Origin of the sequence: Nostoc sp. CHAB 5836 (genome assembly GCF_020829445.1) — a bacterium.
GTDB lineage: Bacteria > Cyanobacteriota > Cyanobacteriia > Cyanobacteriales > Nostocaceae > Nostoc.
In genome coordinates this window covers 18077-36507 of record NZ_JAIVFV010000064.1, presented here as the reverse complement: position 1 = coordinate 36507, position 18431 = coordinate 18077, and the positions used below count along the sequence as shown (strand labels likewise).

Genomic DNA, 18431 nt, shown 5'->3' with positions numbered 1-18431 from the left:
TAGTTTATATTACTATACCTTGGGGTTCTGGTGGCTATGCTTTTTTTTTGCTGGTAACTATAAACAAGATTAATCATTTATTCGCGTAATACATACGCGAACACTTCTTTTTTGTCCAAAGTCCAATGTATCAAGTAAATCACCTTTGGTAGGGTGGATTTGCACTTCGTAAAGTACAGGGCCGCGGAGCAGTGCTAAAGCGTGAGGATCGCCGCCGTCGCCAACGTCTAAACCCAATCGCCAAGGGTAACGTTTGGCTAGGGTATCCCAGTATTGCGGGTTTGCGTCGTAGCTCGCGCGTGCTTGTTTTAGCAGGGTGAGCAGGATAATACCGTCGCTGTCATTGGTCGGAAATTCGGCTTCTACACGTGACTTCCAGTAAGCTGAGGATTCGCCGTGATTTGTTCTTACTTCTTCAATCCAGCGAACGCTTATTGCACCGGGAACCTTTGAGCGGTATTCAACAGGCCACTCTTGTTCTGGTTTTACCTCTCGGTTGCTGTCCAACATCCATGCAGCAACTTCCGGCTTTAGCCTGTGGATACCGTCAGCAGTTAAATTGTATGCCCAGGAAACATTAGGATGTGACCATGAAGGAATACGGATGTGCGATCGCTTGCAAGCTTTATGAAAAGGGTTATTTGTTCTAATCGGATTTCCTATTCGCAATAGGCGATTATTTGCACTAGTTACGCAAGCTTGAGCGCCACCGTCAATTTCTTCTGATACGCCTGAACTTTCATCAATACAAATTAATAAATAGGCTTCATGTAACCCTTGGAAGCCATCTGAGGAGGTATGTCTTGAAGTAAATCCTATTGCTTTAGAACCGCTAGGTAATCTAACAAAAGTCTCGCCTCTTTCACCACCAATTTTGTTTTTGTGGCGGTCATAAGTTTTACGCAATTCGCCCCATAATATTTGTTCAACTTGCCTTTTAGTTGGTGCTGTTGATATCGCAAAAGCACCTTTAGGCTTACAACAAATCCACCAAATAATTAAACGGGAAGATAGGAAAGATTTACCGACAGAATGGCTAGCCTGCACATTTGTTTCTCTATTATCTCTCACACATAGAGCGATCGCCTTCTGTTCTTTGGTCAATATTTCACCCAATTCTTGCTCAATAAATCCAATGGGGTCATCCCCATAACCTGAAAAATCATAAGCATTAGTGGCATAAGTTATCTGGTATGCAGATGATGATTTTTTTAATGTTTTTAACCCCACTGGCAATTATCCGTAGGTTTTGCCTGTTTCAGGATTATCAAGTTATGAATAAGCATAATTTTAGTCTAACTTACCCAACCCTCTCAACTCTTCCTCTATCCTCCCAACACCCTCACCAATCACCCGCGCTTGCTCTGGTGTAGCTACACCCTCCGCTAACAGCAATTGCACCGCATCCAGCACCGGAATGTCTTTAGGATAAAGCCTAAGTTTCCTCATCAGTTTTTCCAGTGCTGCTAGCTTATCGTGCATTGTTACCGTTGTCGTCCTAGTTACTCCATCTCGTGATAAAGTTTCACTAACGGTAATACTTTTTACTGAAGCTTGGGCGCGAATGTTCCACTCAGCAGAATTCTTGATTTTTATGTTGCCATCGGTGTATTCTAAAATATCGGTAATCCTTGAAAGTGCGATCATCACTACCTCAGCAATAATTGCTACATTTGATAGTCCCGCAATTTCCCCAAGGTATGCTTGTATATTTGGGTTTCTTAGGAGTACGGAGGCGCTAGCCGCAGCAGAGTTATCATTTTTTACTTTATAACCTGCTCTTATATATGCACGGGTTTTATTTAGGTCTTTCACATATTCGTGGCAAAACCTAAGCTGTAAATCTGTCAGTTCGTGGGGGTTTGTTTTTCTGTCACCCGGCATTATAGTTTGCTACTCTCTTGCGTCCCCAGCCGCCGTCAAGAAGGCATCTAGATAAACAACATTTTCTTTTTTGGCTACACTAATGGGCGGCGTAGTTCCACCAGATGCGTAATTAACGGCGTTGCAAGCATTGGCGTAAATTAAGCTATTGAGTGTGATAGTGGCTTCTGTTTCTGATTCTAGGATGGCGTAGGGCAGAACCACACGGAACAAGGTCTTATTGGCAGTAGAAGCATCGTCTTTGGTGACGGACACCGTTATATCTACAATAAAACTATCATCTGCACCATCAGCGATCGCGGCTGTTAGCGGCAAACTTTTTGCCGACTTGGGTGCATTTGTCAATCGGTTGAATGTTTCAGTTTTCGTCATCGTCGTCGCTCCACATGAAATCTTTTACATTTATTGATTGCTGTTCACCATTTGCCGACTTAAATATTAGCGTTTCTTCACTATGTTCTTGTAACCATTTTTGTGATTGTTCCCTCTCAAACTCCTCCTGGCGTTCTTTGGGGTCGCGTCGTAGTTCTACGGTTTGCTCTAAGAGGTCGTTTAAGAATTGGGCGGGAAATGATTCAACTAGGTAAGGAACCAAACCACCTTTGCCATAAGCCTCAATTAGCAGTGCAAATAAATCTACTTCGAGATTACCGGAACTTCTGACTCCTGGCTCAGTTGAACGAGAGTTTCTTCGAGTTTTGTCATTTGGGCTTGGCGCTGTCCGTCCTCCCTCTCCCGCACGAAGCGGAACAGGGTTGCCGAAAAATTTATATCGTGAATCTTGGCAATCAGGGAAGGGGAATTTACAACGTTACCATCAGCGTCTTTTTCTCGCTCTAAGTTGTTTTTGATACTTTCAGAGAAAAAGATTCTGCCAAGTTGAGCGAGATCGCTTGAGTTAGCTAGAGCCTCAACATCAAATCCTGGCTCAACTTGTCCGACTACTGGGAGAATAGCCGCGAGTTTCGTCATGGTTTCATAAGTATTTTTGTTGCATAACAGGCTAGCTAGTCGCCCATCATGCTCTACAAAATCCCGCAACAGCTTTTCTTGGAAGTGGATAACTTCAGCAAGTCCCCCCTTTTTGCTCTTAAATGGGGCAGGGCGAACGGTTAGGGTTTTAAGGGGTTCGTCGTTTTCACCCCAGTAAATTACTTCAAAAGTTGGATATTCTCGTTTTTGCATCCGGTGGTGGCTCTTGTTTTGGGCATTGGTCGTGAACCATTCCTACTATTCTGTAGTCGCACCGTCTTTTCCACCAAGACCAATTGTCAGTTCTGAAATTAAACGCAATCTTGTTGCCGCAAAACAGGCAGGTGTTTTTAGGTGGGCGGTTAGGCATCTAGTTGTCGCAGTACACCGTACTAGCTAATTCATATATAGTGTAAGGCTCGCACACTGCCAAGCCTGATAGGTCAAATTTGATTTCAATGCTGTCGGCTTTCGGGTCAAACTTTGAACCAGATGGATCGACCTGAGCCGAGGAGACTTTGACTAGAGTCACGGTGTCATTGGTTGAACGCACCAACATATTAATTGTTTGGGGCCCAAGAGTATCCTCTGAAATGGTTCTGGCGCTGACGCTAGGGAGTGGCACTTGCAGGTGGACTAAGCTTTTGGCGGCTACTAAATTGGTGGAAAACTTCCGAGCAAAGTTATCACCGATCGCAAAAGTGTTATTTGTGGCAGGGTTAAATGTGTCAAAGGGCTGTTGAGTCAGTGCCAAGATATCTAAGTCGTTTTCAACAATGGAAGCTTTGGTTGCCACGTCTTCCACAATACCGTAGCCAACTTTACCTATAGCTGCACCAGCGTAGACAGCTTTGGTAATCTTCATTTCCTTGGGTAACACCAGGGCATCAAAGCTGGCGCGGGTGATTTTTCTACCACGTTGCAATGCGTAGAGGTCAATGTTTGCACCAGCGTAGGTCAGGGTAAGAACAGGCTTAAACCCCTTGACATTATTGCCAATATTTGTTTCACGACCTAATGAGTCAGTTCCGGTAAGTTTTTCGATATCGGCATTGTCGTCAATGACGGCGTTGGATGGCAATCTCCCGGCGCGGATGACTCCTGTTTCATCGTCTTCAATTGTTATTCCCAGTACGCCCGTCCACTTGCGTATATAGTCTTTTTCGCTACTCACAGTTGCCGTCCTCGGTTATTTCAAAGTTAAAAAGTAAAAATGTATACACTGGTTCGCCGTTGAGACTCATTACCCTGTACTCAGCCCGAAACTTATCTTCATAATTGATTTCGGGACAGCAACCACGGTGATTAATTGCGTATTGTCTCAACAGTGAATCAATATTAACCGCAACCCATCTTAAAATCCCTGGTATCCGCTCCTCGTCTGGGAAGCTTAAGCAGTAGGCGATAACCGCTTGAGTGGTATTTTGTCCTGGGGTAAATTCGTCAGTATTGCGGTATACCTTAATTAATGGAAATGAGGATAGATCCGCAGGGAGGGAGTTGTAACAGATAGCGTGGCTGACTGCGATGACTCCCTGCTTTATCTGGGCTATGCGCTCATTGAGTCCATCTTTGATGTAGTCAGCAATACGCTGCATAGATGGGTCAATTGTGGGAAGTGCTAACTCAGGGAACGTGGAGGTTGACCAAACCATAAATAATGAGTAATGAGTAATGAGTAATGAGTAATGAGTAATGAGTAATGAGTAAAAACTCTAACTCATTACTTATTACTCATTACTCATTACTTCCTCCTGTGTAGCCAGCTACATAAGCTGCAACTTTCTCCAGTAGCGCGGGATACCAAAAGAGAAAGGGGCGATCGCGCTGCAACCGTGAAGCTTTACCAAGTGCAGTACCAAACACAAGTTCGGATTCAGTCACTTCAAACACTTCATAAGGATTACCCGCAGCCGTCATACTTTGCAACAACTCCCCAGTGTCGCGCAGGATTTGACCATTGCGACGAATTGGGCGAGTGAGTAAGTATTCTGGGCTGAGTGCCTCCCAATATTCACCACCCAATACCTCACCGCCTGAAACAGTTGCGGGGGATGATTGGAAGCGTAGATCCACATCCTCTTGTAGAAGCAAGCGGATAGCGGGGCCAGCTTCCCTGATATCCTGCGATCGCAGTTTGATACCTTGTAGTTGTTCAGATGCGCGTTGTAAGTCACCCGTGTTAATTTCAAGAGTTAAGCCCACTTGGCATTGCGTCCTTTATCGCCTTTGTGATTTGTTCAATAGTTGAATCTGAGAGTTCTTGGTTACTTGAATAACCATGTCCGATGTATTGACCAACAAGTTGAGGTGAGTCGTTTGCGTATACGCGGCTAAGTATATCCAGCGCTTGGATGGCATCTATCAACACTCGTGATGTTGCATTTAATTTGAGTAATTTTTCTATTAACACCCTCAAATATTGCTCTGCTTCACCAATTTCTTTGATTATCTGTTCGTTATCTGGTTGCATTAATTTTGTCCTGTAACTGCTTTCCATCGGTAATAGTCTATGGGTGAAAAGTCCCCAGTAACAGCAGAAAGAGCAAGTCCAGCCCCACCAATCAGGCGCTTAGTTGTGTTTTGATTGCTCTTTTTTATGCGCTTACCCTTACGGACTATTGCTGTTTTCCCAGTCTTAGTACGACGAGTATAGGTGTTGCTAAATTTTGCATGAGAACAACAGCACTGACGCTTACGACGTTTTAGCCTTGTACCAAATTCCGCCGTTTGACCTTGGTAGCGGGACGCTGTAATACTATTACTACCAATTCGTCTTTTAGCGATTCTAGAACCGCCTCCTTCTCCAAATTTGTAAGTTTTTTGTAGACTGGCAAGGATTTCATCGTAAGCTTCCTTTTCTACTTTTTTGAGATTTTCACCATTGGCTATACGTTCGGCGGCGCGGTTAATGGCGCTTGAGGTTGCCCCTGATAAATTTTTCTCTTTATCAAATGCGTCAAGCGCTTTAGACGCAGTTTCTGAAATCTCGGCAGAACCTTCTACGTTAATTTGGTTGCCAGCTTTCGCTAAATCTTCGGCCGCTCGACTCTTCCCAACAGTGCCGAATAGCTTTTTCTCGCGGGATAACTGGCGTTTAATACCAGCTTGTAACTGCGCTTTTTCCACAGCGAGCGATCGCGTCTCTGGGGTAAATCCGAGTAAATCAAACAACCCGCCTTGGGACTGCTGAATCTTGGGAGCGCCAATTACCATATCAGTTAGTTCTTGAATGGTATCGTTGTTAATTTTCTTACCTCGTTTCTCCTCCTTCTCAATCAGGTCTACCAATTCTTGCTGCTGTTTATGATCCTTGAGAGCGTTACCAATTGTTACGGCTCGTTGCTCTGGTAAAGTACCCTGCACTACGCGATTAAACAATGGTTCATTGAGGTTTGATAAAGCTAAACCATCAGTGGCGATTTTTTCACGCATGGGAATACCTTTGCGTTCTAAGTCTTCTCGGCTCACTCCAGAGTCACGGAAGAATTTAGCCGCGTCCAATGCGTTACCGCGTCCCTCAGCTATGTTCGTTAAAGCACCAACGGCACGGGCTTCCTCTGCGGACTTGGCTTTGATAAATTTAGCAGTCATTTTTTGAACACCGAGCGCCTTGGCTCGTTCAGTGCGGTTGTGTCCGTTGACTACATAGACTTGCTTATCTTTAGGATCTTGCCAAACTTGAATTATTCCTGCGAGGTTCGCATCCCAAGTTTTCACGCCGGACAATGAGCCGACTGAACCAGATTGAGTTTGAGCGCCCAAGATTTTATATTGGAACCGCTTCGGGTCAACTTTTAATTTTGATACCTCAACCTCAGCAATACCACTGGGGAGTACTTGTCTTGCTCCAACGCTAGCAGCTGCTTGAGTTAACTGTAATTTTTCTTTTTGGGTTTTAAGTTTTACCTGTCTGTCGCTTACCGATTGCAGTAAGGAGCGATCGTAATCATTCTGGGGGAGTTGTCCCCGTTGGGCATCGCGGTAAACTTGGGCGCGAAGCTTTGTGTATTGTTTGTAAGTGATTGGGGTTTTAGTTTTAATTCCCGTTTTTGGGTCTGTGTAACATTTGCGGTTGTAGGGGATGAAGGTTTTGCCGCACTGCCAACCACCACTTCCAAAATCAGCATTGGCGTAATCTGACATTCTAAACAGTACCGTTCCCATACTAAATCCCCCAATCTATCGACGACGATTCAACTGGATTTCGCTGCTCAACTATGCTGTAGCTGCGACTAACAATATCGGGTATCTCTCCAATCTTTGGTACTCCTGGCAATACCATAGGTTCAACACGATTAAATAGCGTTGATGGTGGAGGAGCTAACCCAGGCAATGTAATCCCGATCGCCTGACACTCTTCTTTGGCTTGCTTAAATAAGACCGCACCATACCCCTGATCGCCTCCTTCGCCTTGGGTTTGTTGGTAATGCGTACCCATGATTTCCGCAACCACGAATTTCTCAACAATGGAGGCAAGGATTTTTAAAGATTGGGTTGCATCGTTGGGTATTGGCAATTCGTACATCATTGATAAAGCCATGTCTAGCTTGGCTTCTACTTGTTCACCTAGTTGCTCATACAAGCTGTAATCAACTTGTTTTGCACCAAGTGCTTGAGTTTGTCCTAATGTCGGCGGACTTTGCCCAAGTTCTAGACGGTTTTTGAGACGACGAGCTAGAGCTTCTGGGGTTGTGTATTTCAGCATCAAAATTCCCACACATGGCTTGGGCTATTGAGATTGCGCTCTACATCTTCTACCGTACCTACATACTGTTTTGCTCTTTCTTTAGCTACTTGAACCTCTGCTTTTACGTTGCTGCTTGCTGCTTTTGCTACATCATCAGAGGACGAACGAAATACTTTATTTGCTACTCCTGGTTTGCCCCTCGTAGCCAGCAATGCCAATGCACCAAAGCCGAGCAGAGTTGCACCTCCACTAACACCAGCTATTACTCGTATGCCTGAAACGCCGCGCCTTTTTCCTTTCCTAACGATCGCTAACTTCCCTGTTTTAGTACGGCGAGTATAAGTATTGCCCTCACTAAATTGTGAAAAATTGGGATTATACCCCGTGTAACCCCTGGCTTTAAGTTGATAATTGCCAGCATTACCTTGTGCAGTGATACCGATGCCGCGCTGTCCTATACTCGGTTTAAATTCCTCACGGATGTTACGGCGATCACGACGAACTAAACCCACACCCAAACCGTAAACTTCACCATCTTTCATTGGGACGGATACCCTAGCTGATACCCTCCCTCTCTCTACTTTTAATCGGTTTTGAGCCTTGCGGACAACTTGACGTTTACCGTTGCGAGTGCGCGTATAGGTTGAGGAAAACTGAGCAGAATAAGAAGCGCGGCGGTTGGGAATTACACCCCATTTTTCCAATAGCCCTGGTTTGCTTTGTTGATAAGCTTGCTGGGCTTTTTGAATCAATCTCGCCTCCGATGCGCTCTTCCTTGCTCTCTGACTTTGGGCAAGATCCTGGGCTATTCTCATATTCCTTTGCGGTTCTGTGTATTTGGCTCTATTGGGGCCAAGCAATCTAGCGACGAGACTAGAGCGTACCTTCTTGCGGACAATCTCTCGCTTGCCTTTACGGGTGCGGGTGTAGGTAGAAGAGAAGTTAGCTCGGCTAAATAATGCCACTAGTGGGTAACTCACCTGTCTTTTGCTCCACTAAAGTATTGTCAAACAGCAACCTATCTGTGAAGGTTTCCCACTTCAGAGTCTTTCCAAGGGGGACACGAGCTTTCAAGTCCTCTAAACTGGTAAAAGGAGATTTGACCCGTTCCTCAACTACTTTTTTGGCAGCGATCAAACCGATACCTTCAAGAGTTGCGATCGCTTCTATGGTTGCCTCATTGATTTGGATTCTGGTAACAGGGGTTGGGACTATTACAGTAGATGTTTGATAACTTGTTAGCTCGTTGTTGGGAGTTTCTGCGCCAATAATTACCTTAGTTTCTTCAAAGCTACCAGCAAAGGGGCTGAATGTGGGAACTTCAGGAGAGCCTTGAGTAACATATTCCTCCGTCAGCAATTCGCTTGGCAGTTCTCCCGGCTTGTATTCCCGTGGATGATACAAGTTACCTTTGACTTGCGAGTGCTTTTTTAAAGTTACTGGTTGATTTGGATCTATTGTCATGGTTTTAATTACGAATTACGTACAGCCATGCAGGGCATGAAAACAGCGTAGCCCATTACGAATTGGCAATTATAGCTGTAAACCCCGTCGTTAACGACGGGGTATTCCTTATTACTTCACCTTCCTTGCTGCTAGAAGTTTTGGTTGAGCAACCCAAGGAATCATTCGCCCTACTGCGTAAGAACGCTCTTCGGGTGGTGAAGATTTAAGCACTTCTTCGGTTTTGACAAAAATTCCTGGTTTCCCTTTGGCTTCAAGAGTAGGGCCAAACAAACGTTTGCTCATGCCCTTAGTTAAGAAAGTATAGGTATCGTTGGGGAAGTAACGACCCCTAATGTTTTGCCCAGGCGCAATCTCAATTTCGTATTGAGCATCACTCACGCGGATTTTAGGAATTTTTAACTCACTGGTAATTTTGTCCACGATCGTCTGACTGATCATTGCTTGCACAGCACCAGGGATGTTGTTAATTATTCCAAGTCCCAACGCGTAGTTCCGGGTCGATTGTTGCCGCAAAAGGTTGTCCAGCAAATCTTGCGACATCACGGTTTCATCAGGGTAGTAGCCGTTGATGTCGTAAAAAGCCCGTGCATGAGATTGCATATTGTCTATGCCATTAGCATTGGTATAGTCAGTCCATACAGCTGTACCAATGGCGTTACCTGTGAGGGGAGCAGGAAATAAAGTTGGCTCTGTGTTGTACTGGAGACGGAATCTAGCACCGGATCTAGGGTCGGTAAAATCGCATAATCCAGTAGTCCAAACTTGCCAGGTCAAAACATTGGCAGTTTTGACCACGCGAGGTTGAAGACTATCTACAGTTCCAATTAACAAATCTACAAAATACCGGGGCATACTCTGCATTTGCATCAGTTCCATCATCCGGATCTGATCTTCTTCGTTGTAGATGTAGCTGATGGCAATCTTGCCAAACGACGATCCTTCGAGTTTAGTTAATCGACCCGCACGGGTTTGAGGGATTTCTTGACCAGTGGCAATAATAGAAGCGATCGCCATGTTCCGCTCAATCATGTATTCAAGTACGCGGAAGTCATCGGTCATCTCCATTGGTGCGTACTCATCAGGGATGATGTACTGATCGAGTAATTTGGAGTCTGGCTGCTTGCCCTCAAGCTTGAGTCGGGCTTCCTTATTGGGGTCAATTAAGAATGCCGATGTGTTATCGATCAGGGCATCTATCTTGGTTTTAATTCTGGTTGTATTTAAGAATTGTGCAATGGACATTTTAGGAAATAAGTAATGAGTAATGAGTAATAAGTAATAAGTAATAAGTAAAGTCTTGACTTATTACTTATTACTCATTACTTATCACTTCGGCTTTAGCCGCCTGTGTAAATTGGTATAAAACTAAGCTTGGGCAGGGATGCAACGATGTGTCCGTCAATGTAGGGTAGAGCCAGTAAATTAACCGCCGCCATGTTATAGACTGCGATCGCAGATGCTCTGTCTTGCCCTTCATCATCAGTCAAATAATGTTCATGAGTGACAACGCCCAAAGGAATGTCGGTGATGGTGCCGATTTTTGTACCAATGATTTGGTTGCCGTTGGCAGCGCTTGCTGTAATAGTCAGAGCGCCTACTGCCGTAGCTACAGCAACAACCGCCGTACCTGTACTACCTCCAGTGCCTTGAGCTACGCTACTAGAAACAGTAAAAACTGATCTAACTTGGCGATGAGTGAAGGTAAGCACAGCGCTATTTACCGTGGCATCGACATCAGCCCAGGTTGAGCTTTGAGATTTTTGAGCATCGAATGCAGCTTTTAGTCCAGTGGCAATATCGGCTGCAATGGCCGTAGTGGCAGTAAAGCTAAAAGAAATACCATCCAGTATCAGAGTAAAAATGTTGCCGACTGCGGGGAAGGCGATCGTTGCTGTGGTAACTTGCGGCCCGTCTATTGCTGAAACTGCGCTCACTGTCCCGAAGTTGGGAGCAGTCGCATTCACAACAGCAGCATTTTCAGCAGCAGGGGTACTTGATGGTGTGCCAATTACTTTGAGTACGTCACCCACTCTAAAAGCTGAGGGGTTGTTGACAATTACCGTGGTAGTGTCACTGGTGTAAGGGCTGATGATTCTAGCCCGTGGTAAAACCCGGTTGGCAGCAGTTAAAAAAGTTCCAGGAATAATCCGGCGATGTCCGCCGATTTTGGCAATGTCAGATGGGTTGATGTAGCGCCCATGCAACCGCTCAGTATTGACGTTGTTGTAAAGGACGGGGCGCTCTATTCTGTAAGTGTAGCGAGTGAGCATAGTTTTTATGGAGTAATAAGTAATGAGTAATGAGTAATGAGTTATGAGCTATGAGTTAAGTTTTTATTTCTTACTTATTACTCATTACTTATTACTCATTACTTGTTATTGGTAGCCGTGGCGCGATCGGTAATCAGTTACGAATTCAAAACTTTCTTCTTTCTCGTGAGCATTCACATCAATTACCTCTTCTACCTCTTGGGAGAAGAAAGCGCTGTAATTTGATGGGCCTGATTGAGCTTTCCAGTTGAGGCAGAATTCAACGTTATCTAAATAGGTGTTGGGGTTTACGCCGCTATTGGTGCAAAATTGGCAGAATACGGCGACACTATCCACATCTTGACTGAAGTTAGCAGACCGCAATAGTGAGTTACGTTCGGCGGGGGTAAGGATATTTTTGTCTTCGAGTTGGTCGGCAATTTTTTCAAGTTGCCGCAACCTAAAACCCACTTCCCGCTCTGTTTGAATTGAGTTAAATTCAGCCCGGAGGTTCTGCACGTCTGCGCTCATCTCGACTGGTTCGTCGTCCGGCATCGCCTCTTGATAAGCTGCTTGACCTAAAAGCATAAACTGCTGATAGGCCATTTCATCATCAGAGAGGAAGTGGTCAGCTAGAGCCTCTGTGACTTCGGGAACGGGTGCAGCTTGTCCCATTAAATAAGCTTGCACTTCTTCAGGGGTGATGTCGGCAACTTCAGAAATTGCGGCGATTCCCTCTGCTGCGTCATCAAAGTTATTATCAATGATCTCAGATAAGGCATCACCAAAATCAGCGCCAGCAGCACTGGTTATTTCTGGCTCAAACTCAACTTCAACTTCTATATCAAAGATGTCAAGCTGGTTCTGAGCGTGGTCTTCAATTGCTTGTCCGATGGTGGCATCAACGTCACCAGAGTCTACCTGTCCGTCTGCTTCAGCCTCTAATGCACTATGCACTAGGGTGACGAAACCAAGGTAGTTTTCATTGAGTTGTTGGATTTCGTCGTAATCGGAAAGTTGTTGTAGCTGTTCAAGTACGTCCATAATTAGTTAGTCGTTGGTCATTGGTTGTTAGACATCGCCCTCTATCTGCGACTAAAGTAAATTGAAGTTGGGCGACGAGAATAGCGTGAGTATTGTTGTTCTTTGGGGCGAGTCGCTAAATATCCCGCACCGGCAGCTAATGCAGCCCCAGCTAAAGCATACTTACCTTTATTTGCGCCCAAGTGTCTAAGAGCGCCACGACCAGCGCGGCGGCTTGCTAAGGCAGCATCACTGCCAATTTGTCTAAGTCCTGTAGAAATATTTCCTGCGCCAGCTTTTACGCCTGGAGACACGATTTTATTGATTGCTCTTTTGGATTGCCTTAGCCCTTTTTTAACGATCGCTATGCCACCACGCTTAGTTTTTCTCAAGAAAGTTGGTGCATCTCTGACAGCTTGCTTTACTTGTTGAGTAATGCTTTTTGAGGCACTTGCAGCAAATGGATCGGCTACTGCCACAGTACCTGCTCCTGGTCTAAATTTACTCGGTTTTATTGCTACATTCTCAAGCGCAGCCACACCTCCACCACCTCTAGCACGCCGACGACCTGCACCTATTTCAGCAAACTCAGCATACTGATAGCGCAGCGTTAGCGAGTCCGCAAGCGTCTTTTCAATATCCCGCATGGTAAATAATATTACCGCCATAAATTGCGTCTCCTTTTTTTTAAAGTTCCGCTACCATTCACCCCTTCGGGGTTCGTCAGTCGCTCATGGGGGAAACCCCCTCTGAGCGACTGACTCACAAACTCCGCTTTCTCGCTCTCGTCACCATCGGCAGTTTCTTCTGGGGGAAACCCCCTCTGAGCGACTGCCTCGCTGCTGTACTGCTGCTCGTAAGCTTCAGGCATGGGTGCGTAAGGGTCAATATTGGTGAGTTGTTCCGGCTCTACCTCTATTTGTTCTTGATCTAACCTTAAAATTTGCAACAAATCTGCATAAAAATCAGCTGCCGCTTTTAGCTTGAGCGCACTTGGGGTAATGCCGATCATCTCGTTGGGATCGGACATATCAACATCGGTAAGTACGCGAAACATGATATCAAAGGCTTCTTGAGCTTCAGCTTTGACTTTACGTGTTAGTCCGTATTGTTCTTTGGCTTCGGCGTAACTGATACTGAAATTAGCAACACTCTCTGCTGCACGGAATAAAGCAGGCCCGTGAATAGCAGGAAAAGCTACAGCAGAAGCTTCAGCAACACGCTCTGTATCCAAATCAATGCCGGGGGATAAAGGTTTAATCAACCCTTTGCGAACTTCATCAACATAATGATTGATGAGAAATTTCCCAAACATCCCGTACTTGCCAATCAAATCCCTCAATTTGGGATTTGGCAAATCACGCTCTTGAATGATCCGCCCTTCTACACGAGAATGAAGTTTACCAAGCTTATTAAATTGTCCACTGGAACTAATTAAAGTTTTGGCATGATCGATCATTAGGGGAATCTCTACCCCAGAATCAAAAGCCGCGTTAGTATTGTCTGTCAGCTTTTGGATTCTGTGAGCGGGGAATTCGTGAACCCTGCCTTTATTATCTTTTTGTGTTCCCTCGACTAGCAAGAGAGCATTTTTGATTATAAAATTGCCTTGCTCATAGCTGCCAAAAGCAACCAACCCACCGGCTGAATCAAAATAAGCCTTACTCATATTAAGAACAGATTAGTAACACCAATCTGCTAACAACTCGACTGGACGCTACTTGCTCCTCTTGGGTAGAACCCAAGACCGCAGTAGCTCACAATAGTATTATCTTTTTTATGACGGGATGCCATACAATATGACAAGTTGCCATATTATTGAAAAATTAAAGCAAGCTAGGGTAAAGGCTGGGCTAACACAGCAGGATGTAGGCCGACTAATTCACTGCACCCAATCATCTTTGTCTAAAAAAGAGAAAGGCGATCGCCCTCTCTATGCTTGGGAATTATTACAACTTTGTCAATTGTATGGTATTTCTCCAGTTGAGTTTACTATTCATGGGTTTCTCAAAGATTGAATTTGATACTGTAAACTTTGCACAAGCTTTAGACTTTCTGCAATCTGCTTCACTAAAGCAATACGAAGGGCTTGCAAGCTATCAATCTCATCACTCATTTTAATAGCGCGTTGTGACAATCCTCCGCCTAATATTTGTTGCTGCTCTTGTAGTTTAACAAGCTGCTGATTAACAGTCGCAAGTTGAGATTGATTTGAAGCGATCGCACTTTTCAACCCTTCAGAGCTAGCCTTAAGCTGTTGTATTTGTTGATAAGCTTCATCACCTAATTTGAGGTCTTTGACATCCTCACTCAAGGCTTTCATCTGCTGCCTTGTTTCTTCAAATGTTTGGCGTTTTTGAGCAAGTAACTTCTCTTTTTTGGTTGTACCTTTGCCAAGTTGTTTTAGTTGATCAATTTCTTGGGTTAAGTCGTTGATTTCCTTGAATGTAGTTTGGGAGGTGGAGTTTAGAGCATCTAGTTGCTGCTGGGCTTTTACTACTTTTGGATTAGCTGATACCGCAGGATTGGTAAATTGACGGGTGTTAACTAATCCCTTGAGTCGTTCTTGAGTGGTTTGTAAAGACTCGGCTAATTCTTGGGCGGTGGTAGCCTTACCATTAATATCAAAGGTGGGTACACGATTAGCATCGTAGCGTAGGCGCTCGTAGATGTCTTTAGCATCTTGATAAGCTTGCTCAATGGCTTGAGATTGCTTTACGCGGGAGTTACCTAACTGTTGTAAAAATACTTCGTTAGCTTGCTGGTATTGGTTGTAAAGTTTTGTGATGGGTTGCTGTGCCAACGCCCCAGGTTTAGCCGTGCTGCCAATTACATCTTGATAGCGCTTACTCCATTCCTCCATGTCAAGTAAAGTCTTTCTGGCATAACCATAGGCATCATCTGGGGAGATTTGGCGGTATAGTTCTTGGAGTCTCGCGTTGTCTTTTTTCTCAACAGCTTTTTGAATCTCTCGCCACAGCTCGGTTAGTCGGTTATTGGACGAGCCGATGTTACTGGGGTTGAGCGCGGCGTTACGCTGCTGCTGCCAAAAAGTTAAATTGTCCTCAGCAGTTTTGAGCAGTTGGTCAAAGTCTTGTAGTTTTCGATCAGCGTTGACAAACTTGAACTCGCTGTTCCGTTTGACAATCTCAATATTGGCTTCAATCTGCTTAGTTTTCTGCCACAAATCGGATGACATTTTGCGGATTTGGGCAAGCGCTTTTGATGAGGTCGGAGCGCTAGGAAGTACCAAAGCTAAATCATCAGGAATATTCGCAACATCCCAGCCATTAAAACCAAGTAACCATGCCACTTGACCTTGAGGCATTGATTCGAGTTCTTGCATATCCTGCTGGACTTGAGCAAGGCGACGCTCAATTGACTTTGTAACGCTACCCTCAAAGCGTTGATACTGGTCATCGTAGCGGTTGTAAAAGTTTTCTTGATTAGTAGCGCGGTTATTCAGGTTACGGGTTGCAGCTTCATCAGTGCGGCGGTATTGGCGGACACTACCTTGCATCCTGCGTTGTACAGTGCGTAAATCTTTTACAGTGTCGTATTGGGTTCTAAGTTCGGGGTCGAGTTGGTTTTTGGTAACTGGTAATTGGTCAAGTCGTGAGTAAAGTTGCTTTAATTTTTCAGCAGTTTGAGTGATCGCACTGTTAGCATTATCAATTGTGTTGAGCGTACCTCTGGCTGTATCAACTACTGGGTTTATGTAGTCGTTCAGTTGGTCAGATGCAGTTTTAATTTGGTTAAGAGCGTCAGACTGTTGTTGTTTGAGGCGTTGCAGTTCTAACCACGCCTGCGATCGCTCCGCACCGGGGGGAAGTTGGGTAAGCTGGGATTCTAGGGTTTGGATTTTGGTATTGAATTGCTCTAAGTTGGTGCGTAAATTATCGGCGGTGCGTTGTGAAGTGCTGGCAGCGCGTTGAGTATTAAGTTTATTTACGCGGGTTTCAATTGCATCAATTTTATCGTTGAGTTTCGCAGCATACTTATTGTTGTTTTCAACTGCCCCATCAATGGTTTTGACTGCTTTTTGCAGTTGAGCGCGGACTTGGGCTAGAACCTGGGGTGCTTGCTCAAAGTAGTTGGGTTTGGTGGGGTCAAGTAGGTTTTGGTAATTATCCTCAATGCTCCCTAACCGTCTGTCCCATTCGGTTAGTTGGTCTTCAACGGTCGCTACTTGTTGGTTGAAACTGCGAAATCCATCAACAGTGTTTTGGGCATCAGTGACTTGTTGCTTGAGCGACTTACCAAATAGTTCTTTGCTACTTAACTGAACGCTAGCAGTCTTGGCAGATGCTTGACTGAAGTCATCAACGCCACTTTGGATTGCTGATAATTCTTGTTTTAGCGGATCGGTCGTGACTGTGGGTTGCCTTCTGGGTGGTGTTATCGTTTCCGGTGGTAGTCCAGAAGAGGAATAGGGCAACGGTGCGCGGGATTGAGTTGGTGTAGTTCCAACCTCCTCTGCCCCTCTGCCCCTCTGCCCCTCTGCTCCCATGCTTCCTACCTCCCTCACTGGTACATTCTCTTTCACCGGGGGTAGCTGCCTTTGAATTACGACGGCCCGTTGCTGCATATTCTCAATGGTGCGATCGCCTATCCCTTTACCATGAAGTCGAGTTTTCAGATCCTCAATATCTTTGAAGGCTCCTTTTTGCAGTTCGTTGAATACAGTTTCAGCTTGGGATTTAGTTAATCCCAAATTTGCAGCCCATAACTGTGCAGGGGTGCGAATGCTACGCGGGTCAAGTAGTGGAATAATTTGATACCCTTCTGACAACTGCTTTAGTCGCTCAAAGGTTTTTACCCCAATCTCAGGTACATTTTTTAGATCGTCAATTTTAGCGATCGCGGACTGTTCGCGCCGTCGAAGGATCGCGTTTACTTGACGGACAGTGAGCAACGAAGAAGGTAGTATTTTTTGCAACTCTTCACGAGTCGCGGTATTGATGTCAAGTTGCCCTAGTTTTACCTGGGGTGTTGGGACAGCTTCTGTGATTTGCTGCTCAACAACTTGCCCTACTTGCTCCGGCTGTTCTTCCGTAGCAGGTTGAGTAACTGACGACTTCTCCCCGATATCAGAGCGGATTTGTTGAATTGCTTGGGACAAGGTTATCCCTGCAACGGTTTCTGTAGTTTGCCCTATCACCTTGGTTACGCCCTTAGTCTTACCTCCTAGCAGCACGGCGGCAAGAATTCCAGCAGCAGCCCACAAAACCGGACGTGGGACTAATTCGCGGTTTTGGACTTGGCGATCTGGCTGCTTAAGTTCAGGAGATTTTTTAAGTACTGGGCTTAGTACACATCTGCAATTCACATGAACCGGTGGAGAGTTAGCAGCGATCGCCTTCCAATCTTCCAAAGGAATAACTAAACCATGTCGAGAAGCGCAAATTTCACACCGCCTTTCATCCAAGATTGTATAAAAGCGCACCCCTGAAACCAATCCAGATTCGCGGTAAGTTTCCAACCTTCCAGCATTATAAGCAAAGGTCAATTCAGTTCTGGCTATTCTTTCAGCACGTTTTGCATACTTGCCAGATTTAGTACCTAGTATGCGCTCAATGCGCTTGAGTAGTTCATTCCTGCTTATGGGTTGCTTGGTATCGGGCTGTGGGGTGACTGCGGCAAGCAAGTCTTGCTGAATCTTTTTATACTCTGAGTTGGTTACATCTTGGGCTAACTGGTTAATCCGTCCAAGAATTGCATTCTCAGCCGGGATGTTGCGGATTGAGCGAACCTCTACGCCTTTGCGTTGAGTGCCATCGTCAAAGTAGATTAAATTAGAGTATTGAGAAAAATTAGTTTTTTGCTTCACCGTCAGTCGCTCATGGGGGAAACCCCCAAGATCGCGCTGACTCTTAATTTCCGCGTCGGCGTGATTAGAGCCTACATTCCAGCCAGCCAACCAAATAGAGTAGAGCGATGAAGAGAGCGAAGATAGAATATATTGTCTTACGGTGTCTGGGTCTTCGTTTAATCTCTTTGCTGCTTCTAAGGGAATTTTGCTGATTAATGAAACGCCTCTGGTCTCTATGTTATCTAAATCAAGCAAAACTTTCTTTTCCCCTAAAATCAATTTATCGTTGGGGAATTGAGTAGCAGAGAAATCACTAAAAACCGAATCATACATA

The 18431-nt window shown here is 45.0% G+C and carries 20 protein-coding genes; 1 reads left to right on the top strand and 19 read right to left on the bottom strand.

Annotation, left to right across the window (positions count from 1 at the left end; translation table 11 throughout):
* Nucleotides 1–69 precede the first annotated feature (69 nt).
* The 18 genes from LC605_RS14990 to LC605_RS14905 form a co-directional block, all read right to left on the bottom strand.
* Nucleotides 70–1230: a hypothetical protein gene (locus LC605_RS14990; protein WP_229548325.1), complete on the bottom strand. Its 1161-nt coding sequence runs from the start codon at nucleotides 1228–1230 to the stop codon at nucleotides 70–72.
* 60 nt (nucleotides 1231–1290) lie between these two features.
* Nucleotides 1291–1884 carry a terminase small subunit gene (locus tag LC605_RS14985; protein ID WP_229548324.1) on the bottom strand — a complete coding sequence of 198 codons (594 nt, stop codon included), beginning with the start codon at nucleotides 1882–1884 and terminating at the stop codon, nucleotides 1291–1293.
* Nucleotides 1885–1893: 9 nt separating this feature from the next.
* The gene (locus LC605_RS14980) at nucleotides 1894–2256 is read right to left on the bottom strand and encodes a hypothetical protein (RefSeq protein WP_229548323.1); all 363 of its coding nucleotides are present in this window, start codon (nucleotides 2254–2256) and stop codon (nucleotides 1894–1896) included.
* The gene (locus tag LC605_RS14975; protein ID WP_229548322.1) at nucleotides 2243–2479 is read right to left on the bottom strand and encodes a hypothetical protein; all 237 of its coding nucleotides are present in this window, start codon (nucleotides 2477–2479) and stop codon (nucleotides 2243–2245) included. The genes LC605_RS14980 and LC605_RS14975 overlap by 14 nt, the downstream gene beginning before the upstream one ends.
* Before the next feature lie 41 nt (nucleotides 2480–2520).
* Entirely contained in the window at nucleotides 2521–3069 is a 549-nt protein-coding gene (locus tag LC605_RS14970) for a hypothetical protein (protein WP_229548321.1), read from the bottom strand.
* A 157-nt stretch (nucleotides 3070–3226) separates the two neighbouring features.
* Nucleotides 3227–4030 carry a hypothetical protein gene (locus tag LC605_RS14965; protein ID WP_229548320.1) on the bottom strand — a complete coding sequence of 268 codons (804 nt, stop codon included), beginning with the start codon at nucleotides 4028–4030 and terminating at the stop codon, nucleotides 3227–3229.
* On the bottom strand, nucleotides 4023–4511 hold the full coding sequence (locus LC605_RS14960; RefSeq protein WP_229548319.1) for a hypothetical protein: 489 nt from the start codon (nucleotides 4509–4511) through the stop codon (nucleotides 4023–4025). Before LC605_RS14960 ends, LC605_RS14965 begins: the two co-directional genes overlap by 8 nt.
* Before the next feature lie 82 nt (nucleotides 4512–4593).
* On the bottom strand, nucleotides 4594–5061 hold the full coding sequence (locus tag LC605_RS14955; RefSeq protein WP_229548318.1) for a hypothetical protein: 468 nt from the start codon (nucleotides 5059–5061) through the stop codon (nucleotides 4594–4596).
* Nucleotides 5045–5329 carry a hypothetical protein gene (locus LC605_RS14950; protein ID WP_229548317.1) on the bottom strand — a complete coding sequence of 95 codons (285 nt, stop codon included), beginning with the start codon at nucleotides 5327–5329 and terminating at the stop codon, nucleotides 5045–5047. The genes LC605_RS14955 and LC605_RS14950 overlap by 17 nt, the downstream gene beginning before the upstream one ends.
* Complete coding sequence (locus LC605_RS14945; protein WP_229548316.1) at nucleotides 5329–7023, bottom strand: hypothetical protein; 1695 nt, start codon at nucleotides 7021–7023, stop codon at nucleotides 5329–5331. Before LC605_RS14945 ends, LC605_RS14950 begins: the two co-directional genes overlap by 1 nt.
* A gap of 1 nt (nucleotide 7024) precedes the next feature.
* Entirely contained in the window at nucleotides 7025–7564 is a 540-nt protein-coding gene (locus tag LC605_RS14940; protein WP_229548315.1) for a hypothetical protein, read from the bottom strand.
* A complete protein-coding gene (locus tag LC605_RS14935; protein WP_229548314.1) occupies nucleotides 7564–8526 on the bottom strand; it encodes a hypothetical protein in 963 nt (320 codons plus the stop codon). The genes LC605_RS14940 and LC605_RS14935 overlap by 1 nt, the downstream gene beginning before the upstream one ends.
* Nucleotides 8498–9010: a helix-hairpin-helix domain-containing protein gene (locus tag LC605_RS14930; RefSeq protein WP_229548313.1), complete on the bottom strand. Its 513-nt coding sequence runs from the start codon at nucleotides 9008–9010 to the stop codon at nucleotides 8498–8500. The genes LC605_RS14935 and LC605_RS14930 overlap by 29 nt, the downstream gene beginning before the upstream one ends.
* A gap of 111 nt (nucleotides 9011–9121) precedes the next feature.
* Nucleotides 9122–10255 carry a hypothetical protein gene (locus tag LC605_RS14925; RefSeq protein WP_229548312.1) on the bottom strand — a complete coding sequence of 378 codons (1134 nt, stop codon included), beginning with the start codon at nucleotides 10253–10255 and terminating at the stop codon, nucleotides 9122–9124.
* Nucleotides 10256–10350: 95 nt separating this feature from the next.
* Nucleotides 10351–11283, bottom strand: a complete 933-nt coding sequence (locus LC605_RS14920; RefSeq protein ID WP_229548311.1) for a hypothetical protein — start codon at nucleotides 11281–11283, stop codon at nucleotides 10351–10353.
* 105 nt (nucleotides 11284–11388) lie between these two features.
* On the bottom strand, nucleotides 11389–12306 hold the full coding sequence (locus tag LC605_RS14915) for a hypothetical protein (protein ID WP_229548310.1): 918 nt from the start codon (nucleotides 12304–12306) through the stop codon (nucleotides 11389–11391).
* 41 nt (nucleotides 12307–12347) lie between these two features.
* On the bottom strand, nucleotides 12348–12953 hold the full coding sequence (locus LC605_RS14910) for a hypothetical protein (RefSeq protein ID WP_229548309.1): 606 nt from the start codon (nucleotides 12951–12953) through the stop codon (nucleotides 12348–12350).
* Nucleotides 12944–13954 (bottom strand): hypothetical protein, encoded by a 1011-nt coding sequence (locus LC605_RS14905; protein ID WP_229548308.1) that lies wholly within the window; start codon nucleotides 13952–13954, stop codon nucleotides 12944–12946. Before LC605_RS14905 ends, LC605_RS14910 begins: the two co-directional genes overlap by 10 nt.
* Before the next feature lie 130 nt (nucleotides 13955–14084).
* Between LC605_RS14905 and LC605_RS14900 the strand changes: the two genes are divergently transcribed.
* Nucleotides 14085–14303: a helix-turn-helix domain-containing protein gene (locus tag LC605_RS14900; RefSeq protein ID WP_229548307.1), complete on the top strand. Its 219-nt coding sequence runs from the start codon at nucleotides 14085–14087 to the stop codon at nucleotides 14301–14303.
* Here LC605_RS14900 and LC605_RS14895 read toward each other — a convergent pair.
* On the bottom strand, nucleotides 14282–18430 hold the full coding sequence (locus tag LC605_RS14895) for a minor capsid protein (protein WP_229548306.1): 4149 nt from the start codon (nucleotides 18428–18430) through the stop codon (nucleotides 14282–14284). The two genes, LC605_RS14900 and LC605_RS14895, sit on opposite strands and share 22 nt — an antisense overlap.
* Nucleotide 18431: the final 1 nt, after the last annotated feature.